Source organism: Paraburkholderia saeva (assembly GCF_907164555.1).
GTDB classification, from domain to species: Bacteria; Pseudomonadota; Gammaproteobacteria; order Burkholderiales; family Burkholderiaceae; genus Paraburkholderia; species Paraburkholderia saeva.
The window spans coordinates 291,641-309,096 of the sequence record NZ_CAJQZC010000005.1 but is presented as its reverse complement, the minus strand read 5'-3'; the positions used below and the strand labels follow the sequence as shown (position 1 = coordinate 309,096).

Below are 17,456 nucleotides of genomic sequence, written 5' to 3'. Positions count from 1 at the left end.
ACACTTTCGCGAAACCCGCACTCACGGGGCATGCGAAAAACGCTGGAGACCGCGTCGCATGCAGGCGGGATACTGTGGAACAGGAACAGGAGAACAACGACATGAGCTGGACCCGGGAACAGAGAAACGTCACGATTGCCGCCTATCTCGGCTGGACCCTCGACGCATTCGATTTCTTTCTGATGGTTTTTATATTGAAAGATATCGCTCACGACTTTAATACGGAAATATCTTCCGTCTCATACGCGATTTTTCTGACGCTGATGGCGCGACCCGTCGGCGCACTCATTTTCGGACGGCTCGCCGACCGCTTCGGCCGACGTCCCACGCTGATGGTCAACATCGCGTGCTATTCCCTGCTCGAACTGCTGTCGGGCTTTTCGCCGAATCTCGCCACCCTGCTCGTGCTGCGCACGCTGTTCGGCGTCGCGATGGGCGGCGAATGGGGCGTCGGCTCGGCACTCACCATGGAAACCATTCCGCCGCGCGCACGCGGTTTTGTGTCAGGACTGCTCCAGGCGGGCTACCCGAGCGGCTACCTGCTCGCGTCACTGGTGTTCGGTCAGCTTTTTCCGTACATCGGCTGGCGCGGCATGTTCTTCGTCGGCGTTCTGCCTGCGCTCCTCGTGCTGTACGTCCGCGCACACGTGCCCGAATCGCCCGCGTGGAAAACGATGGAACAACGGGCACGCCCCAGCCTGATCGCCACACTCAGGCAGAACGTGAAGCTGTCGCTCTACGCGATCGTGCTGATGACCGCGTTCAACTTCTTCTCGCACGGCACGCAGGACATGTACCCGACGTTCCTGCGCGTGCAGCACCAGTTCGGTCCTGAAACGGTGCAGAACATTTCCATCGTGCTGAATATCGGCGCGATTGTCGGTGGCCTCTTCTTCGGCGCGCTTTCTGAAAAGATTGGCCGCAAGCGCGCCATTTTCATCGCCTCGCTGATCGCGTTGCCGGCGCTCTGGCCATGGGCGTTCTCGACCGGCCCGGTAATGCTCGCCGCTGGCGCGTTTCTGATGCAGATCGCAGTGCAAGGCGCCTGGGGCGTGATTCCGGTCCACCTGAACGAAATCTCGCCCGACGATATCCGCGCGACCTTCCCCGGTCTCGTCTATCAGCTGGGCAACCTCCTTGCCGCGATCAACGGGCCGATGCAGTCGAAGTTCGCGGAAGCGCATGGCAACAATTACGCGTTGCCGATGGCGATGGTCGCGGGCATCGTGGCGGTCGTGATCGCCGTGCTGATTCTCTTTAGCCGTGAACGACGCGGCATCGATATGACCCAGTCAGCCAAAGAGGTCGCGGCGCTCCACTGAGCGCAACACGCTGAGCGCCGGCGCGCGGCCAGCGCGAATATCCGGCAACACACAGGATCCGCGCTATTTTCGCCCACTGTATAAGGCCGCTCCGGTATCCGCCGGAGTGGCCTTTTCATGCGCGCGGCGCCTCACTGCAAGCAGTGTCGCGACGCAGCAAATGACCCTGATCGAGCACCTTTTAGAGGAGTCCGTCCACATTCAAGCTTGCTGTTAAAAGCACGCGCTTCTTATCCTGAAAAAAACGACTGTTTCAATCGGGTACTTGAATCGCCTGTTCGCGGTTTGGGCGAGCGACAAGGGAGGCGCAACATGGGAGTTCGCACCACCGGCCGGCTTGCCGGCGACACCAAGTCCCGGATCCTCGACGCGGCTGAAACGCTCTTCATCGAATGCGGCTACGAGGCGATGTCGTTGCGGCAGATCACGTCGCGCGCCGAGGTCAACCTCGCCGCGGTCAACTATCACTTCGGCAGCAAGGAAGCGCTGATTCACGCGATGCTCTCGCGGCGGCTCGACCGGCTGAACGAGGAGCGTCTGAAGCTGCTGGACCGCTTCGACGCGATGCTGGGCTCGCGTCTTACCTGCGAGCACGTGCTGGGCGCGATGTTCATTCCCGCGCTGCGGCTTTCCCGTGATCCGGAGGCCGGCGGCAAGGCATTCCTGCGGCTCCTGGGTCGCGCCTGTACCGATCCGTCCTCGTTCATCCGCGACTTTCTCGCGGCGCACTACCAGTCTGTCGCGATGCGTTTCTTCGATGCGTTCGAGCGCGCGCTGCCGCATCTGCCGCGCGAGGAACTCGGCTGGCGTCTGCACTTCGCAATCGGTGCGCTGTCGGGCGTGCTGGCCGGCGCGGACACTGAGAGCCTCATCGCCGGGTTCTCGCAGGGCAAGTCGATGAACGACCTGCAACTGATTGCGCGCCTTGCCTCGCTCATGGTCTCCGCGCTGAAGGCGCCGCTACCCGACGCTTCACAGTTCGCCGCGTTCGCCGCTGTCCTTGGCGATGCCGCCGACGGCAGCGACCTCGACTGTCCTGGCACGTCGCCTGCGGGCGCGGGCACGGCCGGTGGTCCCGGTACATCCAGCCTGCATGGCGCAGCGGATTCCGGCTCGCCCTCCGACGGTCCTGCGTCGCGCACGTCCGTACATTCTGCTTCCGCAGCCGAACACGCAGTGAATCATCCGGTCTGACAGGAAAAGGCGCGTTGACGTGCGATCCGGCGTATCGTCCGCCGCGCCAGCCAGCCGGTAACACACCAGAAGCGCGCCGTTCGCGCGGACGCGCCCGGGCGCACGTTGAAAACAGGGAGGATTCGTCATGCCGTGGCTTATCGTTGCGCTCTTCGTTGCGGGTGCCGGACTCGTTTTCATGCAGGCACGCGCGGCATGGTGGCTGGTTTTCATGGTGGCGTGGGTCGGCGTCGCGTCCCTGACGGGTGCAGCGGGGCCGCTCGCCACGACGCTCCTTGCCGTCGTGCTCGTGGTTCCGGCGCTTGTCCTTGCGTTCAAGCCTCTGCGCCGCATGTGGCTCACGAAGCCCGTGCTCGACATCTTTCGCGGGATCCTGCCCGAGATGTCGCCGACCGAGCGCGATGCGATCGAAGCCGGCACGGTCTGGTGGGACGCCGCGCTCTTCTCCGGTCGGCCGCACTGGGACACGTTGCTCGCGCACGGCCCCGCCACGCTCACCGCTGAAGAGCAGCTGTTCCTCGACAACGAATGCCAGCACCTGTGCGATCTCGCGAACGACTGGGAAACGGGCGCGGTGTGGCAGGATCTCTCGCCTGAAGCATGGCAGTTCATCAAGGAGAAAGGCTTCCTTGGCATGATCATTCCGAAGCAGTACGGCGGCAGGCAGTTCTCCGCGTACGCGCATTCGCAGGTCATCATGAAGCTCTCCACGCGCTGTTCGGCGGCCGCCGTTTCGGTGATGGTGCCGAACTCGCTCGGGCCCGCTGAACTGCTGATGCACTACGGCACCGAAGCGCAAAAGAACCACTATCTGCCGCGCCTCGCAAGCGGCGAGGAAATCCCCTGTTTCGCGCTCACGAGCCCGTATGCCGGCTCCGATGCGGCTGCCATTCCGGATGTGGGCGTGGTCTGCAAAGGCGTGTTCGAGGGCCGCGAAACGCTGGGCTTTCGCGTGACGTGGGACAAACGCTACATCACGCTTGGACCGGTCGCGACGGTGCTCGGTCTCGCATTCCGGGTGCGCGACCCGGACCATCTGCTCGGCGCTGAAGACGAACCCGGCATCACTTGCGCACTCATTCCGACAACGCATCCGGGCGTAAAAATCGGCCGCCGTCACTGGCCACTGAACGCCGTGTTCCAGAACGGCCCGAATTCCGGCAAGGACGTGTTCATTCCACTCGACTGGGTGATCGGCGGACGCGAACAGGTGGGCAACGGCTGGCGCATGTTGATGGAATGTCTCGCGGCGGGTCGCGCGATTTCGCTGCCTTCGTCGAACGTCGGCATGGCGAAGCTGGCGGTGCGCGGCACGGGCGCCTATGCCGCGGTGCGGCGGCAGTTCCGCACGGCCGTGGGCAGGTTTGAAGGGGTGCAGGAAGCGCTCGGCCGCATGGGCGGCAACCTCTACGTGATGGATGCCGCGCGCCGGCTGTCGGCGCATGCGGTCGATCTCGGCGAAAAGCCTTCGGTGATCTCGGCAATCGCGAAGTATCACATCACCGAACGCGCGCGGAAGGTCATCAACGACGGCATGGACGTCGTCGCCGGCAAGGGCATCTGCATGGGGCCGTCGAATTTTCTCGCGCGTGCCTACCAGCAGGTGCCGATTTCGATCACCGTCGAAGGCGCGAACATTCTCACGCGTTGTCTGATCATCTTCGGTCAGGGTGCGATCCGGTGCCATCCGTACGTGCTGAAGGAAATGGCCGCGACGCGCGAAGCCGATCGCAACAAGGCGCTACGCGATTTCGACGAAGCGTTCTTCGGACACGCGAGCTTTACGGCATCGAACGCAATGCGTAGTTTCGTGTATGGGCTGACAGGTGGTGCTTTCATTGCGAAGCCGCAGCGCGCACATGCCCCGCTCGTTCACTACTATCGCGCCGCGACGCGCATCTCCACTGCGTTCGCGCTGCTTGCCGACATTTCGATGTTCGTGCTCGGCGGCGAGCTCAAACGTCGTGAGCGCATTTCGGGCCGGCTCGGCGACGTGCTCTCGCAGCTGTACCTGATTTCGGCGACACTCAAGCGCTTCGAGGACGAAGGCCGCCAGGAGAGCGATCTGCCGCTCGTGTGCTGGGGCGTCGAGGACGCACTGTACCAGGCGCAGCAAGCCATCGACGGCGTACTTGCGAACTACCCGAACCGGCTCGCGGCGGCTCTCGTGCGCGTGCTGGCGTTTCCGTTCGGTTTGCCGCATCGCGCGCCTTCAGACAGCCTCGGCTCCGCAATCGCCGAACTGATGCAGACGCCCGGTGCGGCGCGCGAACGCCTCGTAGCGGATTCGTATGTTCCGCCAGTCGATGTCGATCCGCTCGGCTACGGCGAGCTCGTGTTCGCGCTGACGCCGCGCGTCACGCAGATCGAGCAGAAACTGCGCGAGGCCGTCAAAAAAGGCTTCATCGCGCCGATGCCGCAAAGCCTGCCGGATCTCGCAACATGGATCGATACGGCCGCGGGACTTGGCCTCATCGACGGCAGCGAGCGCGCCGTGCTTGCAGACTACGCGCGCTACGGCGCGGAAGTCGTCAAGGTCGACGATTTCCCGGCCGACTTCGGCATGCTTGCTGCGCTGCAAAAGCGCAAGGAGGCACTCGAGCGCGCCACGGAAATGGCTGCCTGACCCGGAACATCCGTCCCGCGATTCAGACCATGCGCGGGACGCTTCGCACACACTGAACGCCCAGCACGACACACTGCGGAAACGGACGATGAACGACGCCTACCTGAACTTCGTCAACTCGCCATTTGGCGCGCGGCTCGCAGGCTCGCTCGGATTGCCGAAGCCCGAGGTGCTGCGTCGTTATCACGCCGACAGGCCGGAGTTCGAAGGACTCGTCGCCGTGGGCGCGGGTCCGCAGCCGCGAATCCTCGACGCACTGGCCGGCATGATTGCGCGCACCGGCATGACAGGCGTCGCCCACGAGAGCGCGGGTTTGTGGATTGCACTCGCGCATCGACACGGATTGATGACCGGCCGCTTTGAACCGGTCGAGCGGGGTTCGACGCAAGGCCGTATGAGCGCGCTGCTCTTCGACGCGACCGGAATCGAAGATGTCACGCAGTTCGATTCGCTCTACGCCTTCTTTCACGATGCGTTGCGCTCGCTCGGCAAGTGCGGGCGCATCGTCGTGTTTGGGCGGCCGCCACAGGGCTGCGCGAATCCGCGTCAATGGACCGCGCAACGCGCGCTCGAAGGCTTCACGCGTTCGCTTGGCAAGGAAGCGCGTCGCGGTATCACGTCGAACCTGATCTACGTCGCGCCCGGCGCGGAAGCGCTCGCTGAAACTACGGTGCGGTTCCTCCTCTCTCCACGCTCCGCATATGTGTCGGGCCTGGCCGTCCACATCGACACCGTGACGCGCGCACTGCCCGATTTCGACTGGAAGCGGCCGCTCGCGGGCCGTCGCGCGCTGGTGACGGGTGCGGCGCGCGGTATCGGCGCATCGATTGCCGGCGTGCTCGCGGCCGAAGGCGCGCATGTGATCGGCGTCGATATTCCGTCCGCGAAAGACGCGCTCGATCACACGATGCGCGAACTGAACGGCACCCCCCTCGCCTTCGATATCGCCGCACCCGAAACGCCAGCGCAACTCGCGGCCGCGCTCGATGAAAACGGCATCGACATCATCGTGCACAACGCCGGGATCACGAAAGACAAAACCATTGCGAAGATGACAGAAACCGCGTGGCACAGCGTCATCGACATCAACCTGGCGGCGCAGGAACGCATCGACGACGCGCTGCTCGAAGCGGGCACGCTACGCCACGGCGGGCGCATTATCGGCGTGTCGTCGATCAGCGGCATCGCGGGCAATCCCGGGCAAAGCAACTACGCGACGTCGAAAGCCGGCGTGATCGGACGCGTGCAAGGCATGGCGTCGCTTCTGGGCGAACGGCAAATCACGATCAACGCGGTGGCGCCAGGCTTCATCGAAACGCAGATGACGGCGAAGATACCGTTTGCGATCCGCGAAGCAGGACGTCGCATGAACTCGATGAGCCAGGGCGGCCAGCCGGTCGATGTCGCGCAGACGATCGCGTGGCTCGCGCATCCGGGGTCGGCCGGCGTGACGGGCCAGGTGGTGCGCGTGTGCGGGCAAAGCCTGATTGGAGCCTGACGATGGACGAACCCGCCCGTTCCGGCATGACGTCAGGCGCTCTGCGCACGAGGACGGTGGTAATCCAGCGCCTGCCACGACCGGCCACGCTTTACGGGCGCGCGTTATCTGGCGTGTTCAAACGCGGGCGCGCCACGCATCTGCCGCCGCTGCGGCTCGTGCGCCCCGCCGTGCCGCTCGAACAGGCTGCGATCGATCACTACGCGCGCGTCTGCGGTTTCATTCCCGAGCAGGGTCTGCCGTTCACGTTCCCGCATCTGCTCGCGTTTCCGCTCCATCTGCTGATGCTGACGGACCCGGCGTTTCCGTGGTCCGCGCTCGGGCTCGTGCATCTTGCGAACAGCGTGCACCAGCGCCAGCCGCTCTATCCCGACGATGTGCTGCGCGTCGAGGTCGAATTCGGCGCGTTGCTGCGCCACGAGAAGGGACAGGCGTTCGTACTGCATTCGCGCCTTTACCGGCGCGGCGAGGCCGTCTGGGACGGCGACAGCGTCTATCTGAAACGCGGCATCGCACCCGGCACCGTAAGCGACCCGGCACTCGCGCCGCTGCAGATCGGGCGCGACGCACTGGTTCGGCACGCACGCTGGCAGTTGCCACCGCAACTGGGCCGGGATTACGCGAAGGTCTCTGGCGATTACAACCCGATTCACCTGAGCGCGCTTTCCGCGCGTGCCTTGGGCTTTCCGCGCGCGATCGCACACGGCATGTGGACGCTCGCGCGCGCGGCAGCCGCCTTGCAGCCGCCCAAACGTCTCGCGGATGCCACCATCAGCGGCGAATTCAAGCTGCCGATGTTTCTGCCAGGCGAGGCATCGATATGGACGTCATCCACTGCGCCGGCCACACGCGAGCTCGAAGTGCGCGACAGCGCGGGCGAAAAGCCGCACCTGCGCGCACGGCTTCAGTGGACGCAGCAATGAGCGCCCGTGACATGCGCAACCTGCGCGTCGAGCCTGAGGAAATCGTGGAATCAACACCGCATGTGTTTCGTTATTGCATTGCAGCGGCCGAAACGTGCGGCCTGCCGCTGCCGTCCGAAGCCATCGATAATCAGGGCATGACCTGAAGGAGCCGAGCATGTCTCTCCCGCTTCCTGCCGTGCGGCGCGTCGCCATCATTGGCGGCAACCGCATTCCGTTCGCGCGGTCCAACACGGCTTACGCAAGCGCATCGAATCAGGACATGCTGACGTTCACGCTGCAGGGTCTGATCGACCGCTTCAACCTGCACGGTATGCGGCTCGGCGAAGTTGCGGCGGGCGCGGTCATCAAACATTCACGCGACTTCAACCTCACACGCGAATCGCTGCTTTCCACCACGCTCGCGAAGGAAACACCCGCGTACGACGTTCAGCAGGCCTGCGGCACCGGCCTCGAAGCGGCCATTCTCGTCGCGAACAAGATCGCCCTCGGGCAGATCGAAGCGGGCATCGCGGGCGGCGTCGATACGACGTCGGACGCACCGATCGGCGTCAACGAAAAGATGCGCCAGATCCTGCTCGAAGCGAATCGCGGCAAGACTGCCGGCCAGCGCGTCGGCGCGCTCGCGAAGCTGCGTCCGCAGATGTTTTTCAAGCCGCTGCTGCCGCGCAACGGCGAACCGCGCACAGGGCTCTCGATGGGCGAGCATTGCGAGCGCATGGCCAAGCGTTGGGGGATCGAGCGCGAAGCGCAGGATGCGCTCGCGCTCGAAAGCCACCGCAAGCTCGCTGAAGCCTACCGTGACAGTTTCTTCAACGACCTGATGACGCCGTATCGCGGCCTCACGCGCGACAACAACCTGCGCGCCGATCTCACGTCCGAAAAACTCGCCGGACTGAAGCCTGTCTTCGATCGCGATGCAGGCACGCTGACGGCCGGCAATTCGACGCCGCTCACGGATGGCGCGTCGGCCGTGCTGCTTGCGAGCGAAGCGTGGGCGGCCGAACGCGGCCTGCCGGTGCTCGCGTATCTGAAATGGTCGGAAACCGCGGCTGTCGACTTCTTCGACAAGAAGGAAGGCCTCCTGATGGCGCCTGCCTATGCGGTGCCGCGCATGCTGACACGCGCCGGCCTCACGCTGCAGGACTTCGATTTCTACGAAATTCACGAGGCGTTCGCAGCGCAGGTGCTGTGCACGCTCGCGGCGTGGCAGGATGATGAATATTGCCGCACGCAACTGGGCTTGCAAGGCCCGCTCGGTACAATCGATCGCACGAAGCTGAACGTGAATGGCAGTTCGCTCGCAACGGGTCACCCGTTCGCGGCAACGGGTGGGCGTATCGTGGCAGGACTCGCGAAGCTGCTCGCGCAGCTCGACAGGCCCGCAGGCACCGCACGCGGTTTGATCTCGATCTGCGCGGCAGGCGGCCAGGGCGTTGTCGCCATTCTCGAACGCTAGCGGCACTGCGGCGAGCATTAGAATGACAAACACAAAAATACAGTCAGACTCAGGAGACAAGCGATGACCCAGACCACGCAATCGCCTTCGGCAGGCGGAGCATCTGCACGGGAAGCCATGAGCGCAAACGCATCGAAAGCACCGAACACCGACGGCATCTGGTTTAACTCCTGGCCGCCCGGCGTGGCGCGTGAAATCGACGTCAACCAGTACACATCGCTCGTGCAGTTCTTCGACGAATGCGTCGCGCAGTTCCGTGAGCGCGTCGCGTACGTGAGCGTCGGAGAAGAGATGACGTATGGCGAACTCGCACGCAAGGCCACCGCGTTCGCGGCGTATCTGCAGGGCATCGGCGTGAAGCCGGGCGACCGCGTCGCGATCATGCTGCCGAACACGTTTCAGTATCCGGTGGCGCTCTTCGGCGTGCTGAAGGCCGGTGCAGTGGTCGTGAACGTGAACCCGCTCTACACGGTGCGCGAACTCGCCCATCAGCTCAAGGACAGCGGCGCGCAAACGATCATCGTATTCGAGAACTTCGCGAAAGTGGTCGAAGAAGCATTGCCCGGCACGAAGGTGCAGAACGTGATCGTCACGGGGCTGGGCGACCTGCTGAAAGACGGCCTGAACATCAAGGGTCGCCTGATCAATTTCATGCTGCGCCACGTCAAGAAACTGGTGCCGGCCTGGCACATTCCGCAAGCCGTGACACTGCTCGACGCGCTCGCGACCGGCTACACACGGCCGCTTACGCCCGTGCATCCGATGCATGAGGACATCGCGTTCCTGCAGTACACCGGCGGCACCACAGGGGTGGCGAAGGGCGCGATGCTCACGCATCGCAACATCATCGCGAACCTGCTGCAGGCGAAGGAATGGTCCGCCGGTCAACTGACGGGTGATGCCGAAACCGTTCTCACGCCACTGCCGCTCTATCACATCTTTTCGCTGACGGTGAACGCGCTGATTTTCATGGGCCTTGGCGGACGCAACATCCTGATTGCGAATCCGCGCGACGTGAAGCGCGTGATGATGATCATCCGTCACGAAAAGTTCACGGGCATCACGGCGGTCAATACGCTCTATAACGCATTCCTCGACAACGAGGAATTCTGCAAGCGCGATTTCTCGAATCTGAAGCTGGCAATGGCGGGCGGCATGGCGACGCAGAAAGCCGTCGCCGATCGCTTCAAGGCAGTGACGGGCCAGCCGATCATCGAAGGCTATGGACTGACGGAATGCTCGCCGATCGTCTCGATGAATCCGGTGGATCTCAAGCACATGCGCGATTTCGAAGGCTCGATCGGCCTGCCCGCGCCCTCCACCCAGGTCCGCTTCAGGAAGGACGACGGCACATGGGCAAACATCGGTGAAGCGGGCGAGCTGTGCGTGAAGGGCCCGCAGGTGATGAAAGGCTACTGGAACCGTCCGGAAGAAACCGCCAAGGTGTTCGACGAAGACGGGTGGCTTGCCACCGGCGACATCGGCGTGATGGATTCGCGCGGCTTCATGCGTCTCATCGATCGCAAGAAGGACATGATTCTCGTGTCCGGCTTCAACGTGTACCCGAACGAAGTCGAAGACGTGATCGCGATGCACCCGGATGTGCGCGAAGTCGCGGCGATCGGCATTCCCGATGCGGCTCAGGGAGAGCGCATCAAGGTGTTCATCGTGCCGCGCACGCGCTCGCTCACGCAGGAACAGGTGATCGCGCATTGCCGCAAGCTGCTGACGGGCTACAAGGTGCCGAAGGTCGTCGAGTTCCGCGATGAGTTGCCGCAAACCAACGTCGGCAAGATCCTGCGCCGCCAGTTGCGCGAAGAGGAAATGGCTAAACAGAAGCCGGAATAAGCGCAACCCGCAGTTCGCGCGCGTCGGCGTTGATGCTGGAGTGAGGGATGACGTATCCGAAGTATCAACCGGCGCGCACTGTAGTGAACGCCGGGTTCGCCAGACGATGTATCCGTCTCGCAGCCGGTGGGATGCTGGTTTGCGCGACCATCGTGACGGGCAATGTCTGCGCGGAGGACGGAACGCCTTCGCCCTCACCCGTCGACACGGCGACTTCTGCCGTCGCGCCGGCGCAGGTCGGGAAACTGACGGTCGATCAGCAGGTGCGCTGGCTGCGTCGCGCGTCGCAAAGCGGCGCGCTCGAAAAACTCGATGACGCGCAGCTACTCGCGCTCTTCCAGTCGCTCGATACGCTGACTGTGCCGCGCTATGTGAAGGAAGGACCGAACGGTTATCCGTCGTACGAGTTCACGATGGCGCGGCAGGAACGCATCCGCGGCGTATGGCCCGCCGAGCCGGATCACATGCTCGTGCGTCTTACGCGCGAGCCGCTACGGATCTACGCGAAATGGCTGCCCGATGGCGCGCACGCAGGTCAGGAAGTCATCTACGACGAATCGAAGCGCAGCGACGAAATGTACGGCCATCTTGGCGGCCTCCTGAACGTGATGCCGATATGGGCTTCGCTGAACGGCGTGCTGGCGCGCGCGCAGTCGAACCATCAGGTGCGCGATCTCGGAACGGAATACATCGCGCAGCAGTTTCTCGCGGAAGGCCAGAAATTCGCCGCTGCCGGCATTACGCGGCCAAACCGGATCCAGGTGAAGACAATTGGCGGCCTGCGCGTGGTCGCGTTCACCTACGAAACGCCGACAGGCCAGCCGGAGTTCTACGCAAAGAAGGAAACGCTCGGTCTCGACCTGCGGCATCCGTGGTTTCGCAGCGTCGAATCCTACGATAACGAAGGCCGGATCTTCGAGAAGATCCTCTTCGAGACCGTCACGCCGAAAAGCTTCGACGACGCCACGTTCGACCCCAGGAATCCGGGTTACAGGTTTTAGGTTCTACGCGATACGCTGCGTTGCGCGACATGCTGCGCAGTCGATGATGAAGTGTGCCGTTCCGGCCGACTCCGGGCTGCGGCAAATATCTGATCGTGAAGCGACGGCACCCGTCGTGTGCGCCATGAACTGCGTCAACACGAAGTAATCCGAGCGACGTGTCACGCCGATCAGCAAACCGCGTGTTCGCGCAACATGCGGCGCGAGCGTGGCGTACCACAGCGCGCCGATGTCGTCCCCGGTACCGAATGCGGGAAGACCGCCCGATGCCGCACGTTCAGCCAGCGCACGGCCATGCGCGAGCGTCGGGTCGTAGACGGCAATGGCGCCCGGCGTACGGATTGCGCGCGCAAACGCGGGCATGGCGCAACCGGGGCACCCCGCCGCGGCGAGCAGCACGCTGCGTGTCATGAACGCGCGTCGATTCATCTGTCTCTCCCTGCGCCTGCGCCGCGGGAATCCCCGCGCGCACGATTACCGGCGCTCATGTATAGCCCCGTTTATCGCGCCATGCACGCGGCCAGATGCCCTGCTTGCCCGGCGACAGAATGCCGGCCGGATCGAGCGCATCCTTGACCGTTTCCGACAGGCGCAGCATCGCGCCATCGTTGAAACTGTATTGCGCCGCGGCGAAGTCCATATACGCAAGATGCGCGCGGTATTCGCCGTAGCCCGCAGCACGCGCATCGCTCATCAACGCACGCAGCAGGTCGCCTGCGATTTCGGGCTGCTTCGGGTCATCGCGATCGAAAATCGCCGCGAAAATATGATGCAGATGCCGCGTGCCCGCCGTGAAGCCGCCGTAGTAATCGAAGCCATATTCGGCCGCTCGCGATTTCACCAGCGTGTACTGGCGCATGGCATCGCGGCCGGTTGCGGGGCACACCGGCGAGAAATCGACATGTGCGCCCGAACCGCCGCGCCAGTCGAGCATGCGAAACGCGCTCATTGCTGGAATGCCGGCCAGGTTGCGGTCGCCGCCACCGGTGGGCTGTGCATCCCCCGTATAACGCGCCGCCGACAGCACCGCGCCCGGCACCCGCGCAAACGCGCGGTGGACGCTCGCGTACTGCGCGTTGATCACATCCTCGTTGCCGTAGAGCGCAAAATGCAGATTCCAGCGGCCGATGCGCAGCCGGTTCATCATCGCGACCACCGCGCTCTCTGGCATCGGCCCCGCACCATCGTAGTACTGCGAGCGCGGCGCAAGACCTGCCGCGCGCCGGATCGCACCCTCGATCACCGCGTGGTTGCGAATCGTCTCATCGAGTTGCAGCGGCCGCAGCGTTTCGACGATCGTCTCCAGATCGCTTTCGTTGCGAAACTGGAATTCGCCGAGCAGATAGGCAGGCGGCGCAGGCATCAGCCACACGCCCATCTTCGTGACGATGCCGAAGTTCGACTGCATGAACATCGCATCGAACGACGGCCCGTAGCCGGGCTTGTACACCTGCCACGACGTACCGGGATCGATACCGCCCATCCCCGTTCGCACCACATCGCCATTGGCCAGCACCACCTCCATGCCGCACTGCGTTGCCGCGTGATCACCGTAGGACGTGTAGCCGAACCCCCTTTCAAGCGTATTGCCGATCACACTGCCCCAGCCTGCCGCGGGCGGATCGACCCACAGCCGGTAACCCTTGTCGCGCAGATACGTGTGGAGATCGAAATAGCTGACGCCCGGCTCGACGAGCGCATAAGCGAGCGTTTCATCGACGTGGATGACGTGGTTCATCCGTTGCAGGTCAAGCACGACCGAACCGGACAGACGCGGCGCGGCGCCGCCGTACGCGAGATTGCGTCCGGTCGAGACGGTCCAGAGTGGAATGCGAAACTGCGTGGCGACGCGCAACGCCGCGCGGATTTCGTCGACGGAAGCCGGCAGCAAGGCGGCCGACGTGGTGAAATCAAACGCCTTGCCGAGCGCGAACGGATCGCGATACGACGCGAGTCCCGCAGGCGACGACACGACGTTCGCGGCACCGACCGCCGACGCCCACGCCGCGAGCGCGCGCTCGAAGTTCGCCGCAGATACGCCCGGCGGCAATACACGGTTCAAGTCGCCCTCCTCGATGCCTGTGGCCATCGGCTACCCGACACAAACGGCTCGCGACGGCATCGCGACCGGCACATACGCGCGCCGGCGTGAACGGAGCGTGACGTCATCCGCTAATGCCGCCCCCGTCCGCCCGACATGCCACCGGCCGGCCGCACGCCGCCCATGCCGTGAAAACCACCGCCGCCGTGAAAGCCCCCATGCATGCCCATGCCATTCGGTGGATGTCCGAAGTGGACGTGATCCATGTGATGGAAATGGTGAAAATGATCGACGAAGATAAACGAACCGCCGACGCCGATCGCAATCGGCGGCCCCCAGTACCACGGGTCGTAATACGGATAGTACGGGTAGTACGGATACGCGGGAATGGGGTAAATCGCGGCGTCGTTGCCGTCGGCGTCCTGCACGATCTGCCAGGTGCCATCCGGCTGCCGGCACGCGTGGCCGACGATCTGCTGCTGCACGCCATCGATTTCCGCCTGACCGGAAACCATGCGGCACGTCAGCGCCGGATCGTTCAGTGGATCGCTCGCAACCGGTTGCGACGCCACTGGCGTCGTGCACGCGATGCATGCAAGGCATGCCACGCACATGCCAGCTATCGTTCCATGTCCAAGGTTACACATGATGCTGCCCTGCCTTGACGGCTTGCGTCGCCGCCCTTGCTGATCCCCGTCTTGTCCTGTCTCTCCTGCTTTCCGTCCTTGCTGTGTTTCAGAGTCACCGCGCCACACCCGCCACTGGCAAACATTGCACTATTGCCAGGACTCCGGCCGCCCGCCGAGTTCGCTGCAGACATCGATTGCGATGGTGCGCAGCTTGCCTTCCGAGATCGGGCCGGAGAGCGCGTAGCCCATTTCGTCGCTCACCCAGTAGAACGTGCGGCGGTTGCCGTCGCGGAACAGGCGGAACGCCGTTTCCCCTTTCGGCGTGGCGGTGACGTAAAGCGTCAGGCGCGCGCCGAGATGGTTCTCATACATGAACTGCGCCGCCGGCCCCGCTTCGCCCGGCAGCAGGCGACCGCCAACGAGCGTGTAGCCGTACTCCTGCAGCGAAGGCACCGAGAGCGGCCGGTTCAGGCGCTTCGACAGCCACGTGACGAGATGCTCCTCTTCGGCCGCGGCGACTTCGACCGGATGCCGGCGCTCCGGCGTGTAGACGGCGTAAGCGATATCGGCGCGCTGCGCGAACGTGGGCTCCGTACCGCCGCCGCCGATCAGGCGCGGCGCGAGCGCCAGCGCGAAGCCTGCGCCTGCCACCAGCCAGCATGCCGCCATGCCCGCCTGACGCCACCACGGCCGGTGCGGCCGCAGCACGACGACCTGCGGCGCGCTGTGCGCCGCCGCAACGCCGAGCGCCTGCAATGCCGACTTCTGTGCCCGGTATCCGGCAACGCGGCTTGCCGCGTCCGGATTCTCCGCGAGCCGTTCAAGGAGCGCCGCGCGCTCGCCTTCGGGCAGCTCGTCGTCGACGAGGGCCGACAGCGCACGCAGATCCAGTCCGGATGCGGAATCGGGGTCGTGAACGTGATCGTGTTCTTCGTCGTTCGTCATCACGTGCCTCTTACGACTTTCAACGGCGGGGTTTTGCGCGCCGGGCCTTCCGTCAGCAACGCCCGCATGTGTTCACGCGCGCGGGATAGCCGCGACATCACCGTACCGATCGGCACCCCGAGCGCCATCGATGTTTCCTGATACGACAGTTCTTCGATACACACCAGCAGCAAAACCTCACGTTGCTCGACGGGGAGGTAATACAGCGCCCGCTGCACATCGCGCAGCACGAGCCCGTCGACCTCGCCGTGCGGCGCTTCCATGTTCCGCCACGGGGCGCTTTCGTCGTCGACGGCGACCTCGCGGCGCGCCCGCAGCTGGTCGATATACAGATGCCGCAGGATCGTCAGCAGCCACGCGCGCAGGTTCGTATCCGGACGGAACGCTGTCCAGCGGGCGAGCGCGCGCTCCGCCGTGTCCTGCACCAGATCGTCCGCCCACGCGACGTCGCCCGTCAGCGCGCGCGCATAGCGGCGCAACTGCGGGAGCCACGAAATGACCTCTGCTTCGAAGCTCGCCCGTCGGGCGTTCAGACGCAGCACGGCGTCAATAGCCGCCGCTGCTGCTACCGCTGCTCGTCGAGCTGCTGCCCGAGGCGCCCATGTCGCTGCACGCAACCGTGAGCGTCGACAGCGCGAGCACCAGAACCGTCAGTGCAGCAGAAAGAATGCGGGGCATGTTCATCAGTCATCTCCTGAGGAGGGCACCCGACGGCGCGTGCGACGTCGCACGGCATGTGCGGCATCGGCGCGCTGGCGGCTTGCCCGGGTTGGGTCGGGTCATGCTGGTCCCGTCGTGCTGGTCAGACTGGCTGTGCCGGATCATCCGGCGCCCGCCATGCACACTTAACGTTCCCCACGCCGCTTTTATTCCGGCCACCGACGCCGCCCCGCCCCCGTCCTGCCACGAGCCACCACGGGTCGCCGCCCGCCCGTCACTTCCCACGCCGGCTGGCGATAAATCGTAACGACACGTTACACAATACTTTAAGGGGTGCTTCCGGGCGCGCAAGCCGTTATAGTGGGTGTGAGGCCGCCCGCACAGCGCGTTTGTATCCGGTACAGGGTAGAATCGCGGCGAGTAGCCATTCTTATAACTGACCGCGGCGCATCGCTGCCCGCCTCCGAATCGCCCATGCCTTCCGCAGAATCGCATCCGCAAAACGACTTCATGAACGCAGCGCGCAAAGAAAGAAAGCGCGTTGAGATTTATCTCGTCAATGGCATTCGCCTGACGGGATGCATCGAGTCGTTCGATCAGTACCTGGTGATGCTGCGCACGCCCGTTGGCCTGCAGGGCATCTACAAACGCGCCATCTCGACGATCCAGCTCGATACCGGCACCCGACCGGCGCCGCGCGCGGGCCGGCCGTCGCATGGTGAACACACAACGCGTGGGCCGCACGGCTCGCGCGATCACCGTGAGCCGCGCGAACCCCGCGAGCCGCGTGGCTCGTATGGTCCGGGTTCGGGCTCGGGTTCGTCGTCTTCCGCGTCTGCTCCGGACGCGGGTGCGGCGGGTGGATCGGGGATCGGCAGTTCGGCGGCCCCGTCGGATCGTCCGGCTTCGGATGGCCCGGTTGTCGTGACGCGTCGCCGGCGCCTGTTCGGCAACGCCAATGGTGACGGCAACAACAATAACGGTAACGAATAACCTGTCGGTACGGCCGGTCCTCGTGCGCTGCGCGCAATACGGAGGTCCGGCGCCTAGCCGACGCGATTGTCGAGCCGGTGCAGGATCGCTTCGATCCGCTTCAGGATGACCTCGACGCGCTGCCCCTGCTGCGGCGTCAATTCAAACCTGCATCTCACCGCCAGCACGCGGCGCTGCCAGTAGTCGGGGCTCAGTGTCCGGTCGACCGGTTGCCGCGTCGCCCATTCCAGATGCGCCAGTTCCGCCTCCACCACGTGGGAGGCGTGAACGCGTTGCGCCGGCCCCTTCGTTTTCATGTCCATGTCAGCGTCGCCCTG

Annotated in this window: 17 protein-coding genes; 10 read left to right on the top strand and 7 right to left on the bottom strand. The window is 64.3% G+C overall.

Annotated elements, in window-relative coordinates; genetic code table 11:
• Positions 1–101 precede the first annotated feature (101 nt).
• The 9 genes from LPA36_RS15740 (at position 102) to LPA36_RS15705 (ending at position 11,871) form a co-directional block, all read left to right on the top strand.
• Positions 102–1,322 carry an MFS transporter gene (locus LPA36_RS15740; RefSeq protein ID WP_228878231.1) on the top strand — a complete coding sequence of 407 codons (1,221 nt, stop codon included), beginning with the start codon at positions 102–104 and terminating at the stop codon, positions 1,320–1,322.
• A gap of 312 nt (positions 1,323–1,634) precedes the next feature.
• Positions 1,635–2,516, top strand: coding sequence for a TetR/AcrR family transcriptional regulator (locus LPA36_RS15735; RefSeq protein ID WP_228878228.1), 882 nt, complete (start codon positions 1,635–1,637; stop codon positions 2,514–2,516).
• A 127-nt stretch (positions 2,517–2,643) separates the two neighbouring features.
• A complete protein-coding gene (locus tag LPA36_RS15730; RefSeq protein ID WP_228878226.1) occupies positions 2,644–5,142 on the top strand; it encodes an acyl-CoA dehydrogenase in 2,499 nt (832 codons plus the stop codon).
• 88 nt (positions 5,143–5,230) lie between these two features.
• Entirely contained in the window at positions 5,231–6,640 is a 1,410-nt protein-coding gene (locus LPA36_RS15725) for a 3-oxoacyl-ACP reductase (RefSeq protein WP_228878224.1), read from the top strand.
• Positions 6,641–6,642: 2 nt separating this feature from the next.
• The gene (locus LPA36_RS15720; RefSeq protein ID WP_228878220.1) at positions 6,643–7,563 is read left to right on the top strand and encodes a MaoC family dehydratase; all 921 of its coding nucleotides are present in this window, start codon (positions 6,643–6,645) and stop codon (positions 7,561–7,563) included.
• A gap of 11 nt (positions 7,564–7,574) precedes the next feature.
• Complete coding sequence (locus LPA36_RS29450) at positions 7,575–7,709, top strand: hypothetical protein (RefSeq protein WP_267478571.1); 135 nt, start codon at positions 7,575–7,577, stop codon at positions 7,707–7,709.
• An 11-nt stretch (positions 7,710–7,720) separates the two neighbouring features.
• Positions 7,721–9,022: an acetyl-CoA C-acetyltransferase gene (locus tag LPA36_RS15715; protein WP_228878217.1), complete on the top strand. Its 1,302-nt coding sequence runs from the start codon at positions 7,721–7,723 to the stop codon at positions 9,020–9,022.
• A gap of 63 nt (positions 9,023–9,085) precedes the next feature.
• Positions 9,086–10,870 (top strand): AMP-binding protein, encoded by a 1,785-nt coding sequence (locus LPA36_RS15710; protein ID WP_324250943.1) that lies wholly within the window; start codon positions 9,086–9,088, stop codon positions 10,868–10,870.
• 47 nt (positions 10,871–10,917) lie between these two features.
• Positions 10,918–11,871, top strand: coding sequence for a DUF1571 domain-containing protein (locus LPA36_RS15705; protein WP_407674291.1), 954 nt, complete (start codon positions 10,918–10,920; stop codon positions 11,869–11,871).
• A 3-nt stretch (positions 11,872–11,874) separates the two neighbouring features.
• Here the strand turns inward: LPA36_RS15705 and LPA36_RS15700 are convergent, their stop codons facing one another.
• From LPA36_RS15700 to LPA36_RS15675, 6 genes are all read right to left on the bottom strand, one after another.
• Positions 11,875–12,300 carry a hypothetical protein gene (locus tag LPA36_RS15700; protein ID WP_228878215.1) on the bottom strand — a complete coding sequence of 142 codons (426 nt, stop codon included), beginning with the start codon at positions 12,298–12,300 and terminating at the stop codon, positions 11,875–11,877.
• 55 nt (positions 12,301–12,355) lie between these two features.
• Entirely contained in the window at positions 12,356–13,933 is a 1,578-nt protein-coding gene (locus LPA36_RS15695) for an FAD-binding oxidoreductase (RefSeq protein WP_228878208.1), read from the bottom strand.
• A gap of 110 nt (positions 13,934–14,043) precedes the next feature.
• Positions 14,044–14,526, bottom strand: a complete 483-nt coding sequence (locus tag LPA36_RS15690) for a hypothetical protein (protein ID WP_228878206.1) — start codon at positions 14,524–14,526, stop codon at positions 14,044–14,046.
• Positions 14,527–14,688: 162 nt separating this feature from the next.
• Positions 14,689–15,486 carry an anti-sigma factor family protein gene (locus LPA36_RS15685; RefSeq protein WP_228878204.1) on the bottom strand — a complete coding sequence of 266 codons (798 nt, stop codon included), beginning with the start codon at positions 15,484–15,486 and terminating at the stop codon, positions 14,689–14,691.
• Positions 15,486–16,019 (bottom strand): sigma-70 family RNA polymerase sigma factor, encoded by a 534-nt coding sequence (locus tag LPA36_RS15680; protein ID WP_228878848.1) that lies wholly within the window; start codon positions 16,017–16,019, stop codon positions 15,486–15,488. Before LPA36_RS15680 ends, LPA36_RS15685 begins: the two co-directional genes overlap by 1 nt.
• 13 nt (positions 16,020–16,032) lie before the next feature.
• Entirely contained in the window at positions 16,033–16,170 is a 138-nt protein-coding gene (locus LPA36_RS15675) for a hypothetical protein (protein ID WP_228878202.1), read from the bottom strand.
• A 450-nt stretch (positions 16,171–16,620) separates the two neighbouring features.
• On the opposite strand from LPA36_RS15675, the gene hfq reads away from it, so the two are divergent.
• A complete protein-coding gene (gene hfq, locus LPA36_RS15670; protein WP_228878199.1) occupies positions 16,621–17,139 on the top strand; it encodes an RNA chaperone Hfq in 519 nt (172 codons plus the stop codon).
• 53 nt (positions 17,140–17,192) lie between these two features.
• On the opposite strand, the gene LPA36_RS15665 is transcribed toward hfq, so the two are convergent.
• Complete coding sequence (locus LPA36_RS15665; protein ID WP_228878198.1) at positions 17,193–17,441, bottom strand: hypothetical protein; 249 nt, start codon at positions 17,439–17,441, stop codon at positions 17,193–17,195.
• Positions 17,442–17,456: the final 15 nt, after the last annotated feature.

Excerpts from the sequence above, each read along its gene's own strand:
- LPA36_RS15720 (WP_228878220.1), top strand. The coding sequence starts at position 6,643 with ATGGACGAACCCGCCCGTTCCGGCATGACGTCAGGCGCTCTGCGCACG.
- LPA36_RS15685 (WP_228878204.1), bottom strand. The coding sequence starts at position 15,486 with ATGACGAACGACGAAGAACACGATCACGTTCACGACCCCGATTCCGCA.
- LPA36_RS15725 (WP_228878224.1), top strand. The coding sequence starts at position 5,231 with ATGAACGACGCCTACCTGAACTTCGTCAACTCGCCATTTGGCGCGCGG.
- LPA36_RS15710 (WP_324250943.1), top strand. The coding sequence starts at position 9,086 with ATGACCCAGACCACGCAATCGCCTTCGGCAGGCGGAGCATCTGCACGG.
- LPA36_RS15665 (WP_228878198.1), bottom strand. The coding sequence starts at position 17,441 with ATGGACATGAAAACGAAGGGGCCGGCGCAACGCGTTCACGCCTCCCAC.
- LPA36_RS29450 (WP_267478571.1), top strand. The coding sequence starts at position 7,575 with ATGCGCAACCTGCGCGTCGAGCCTGAGGAAATCGTGGAATCAACACCG.
- LPA36_RS15715 (WP_228878217.1), top strand. The coding sequence starts at position 7,721 with ATGTCTCTCCCGCTTCCTGCCGTGCGGCGCGTCGCCATCATTGGCGGC.
- LPA36_RS15730 (WP_228878226.1), top strand. The coding sequence starts at position 2,644 with ATGCCGTGGCTTATCGTTGCGCTCTTCGTTGCGGGTGCCGGACTCGTT.
- LPA36_RS15705 (WP_407674291.1), top strand. The coding sequence starts at position 10,918 with ATGACGTATCCGAAGTATCAACCGGCGCGCACTGTAGTGAACGCCGGG.
- hfq (WP_228878199.1), top strand. The coding sequence starts at position 16,621 with ATGCCTTCCGCAGAATCGCATCCGCAAAACGACTTCATGAACGCAGCG.
- LPA36_RS15690 (WP_228878206.1), bottom strand. The coding sequence starts at position 14,526 with ATGTGCGTGGCATGCCTTGCATGCATCGCGTGCACGACGCCAGTGGCG.
- LPA36_RS15740 (WP_228878231.1), top strand. The coding sequence starts at position 102 with ATGAGCTGGACCCGGGAACAGAGAAACGTCACGATTGCCGCCTATCTC.
- LPA36_RS15700 (WP_228878215.1), bottom strand. The coding sequence starts at position 12,300 with ATGAATCGACGCGCGTTCATGACACGCAGCGTGCTGCTCGCCGCGGCG.
- LPA36_RS15735 (WP_228878228.1), top strand. The coding sequence starts at position 1,635 with ATGGGAGTTCGCACCACCGGCCGGCTTGCCGGCGACACCAAGTCCCGG.
- LPA36_RS15675 (WP_228878202.1), bottom strand. The coding sequence starts at position 16,170 with ATGAACATGCCCCGCATTCTTTCTGCTGCACTGACGGTTCTGGTGCTC.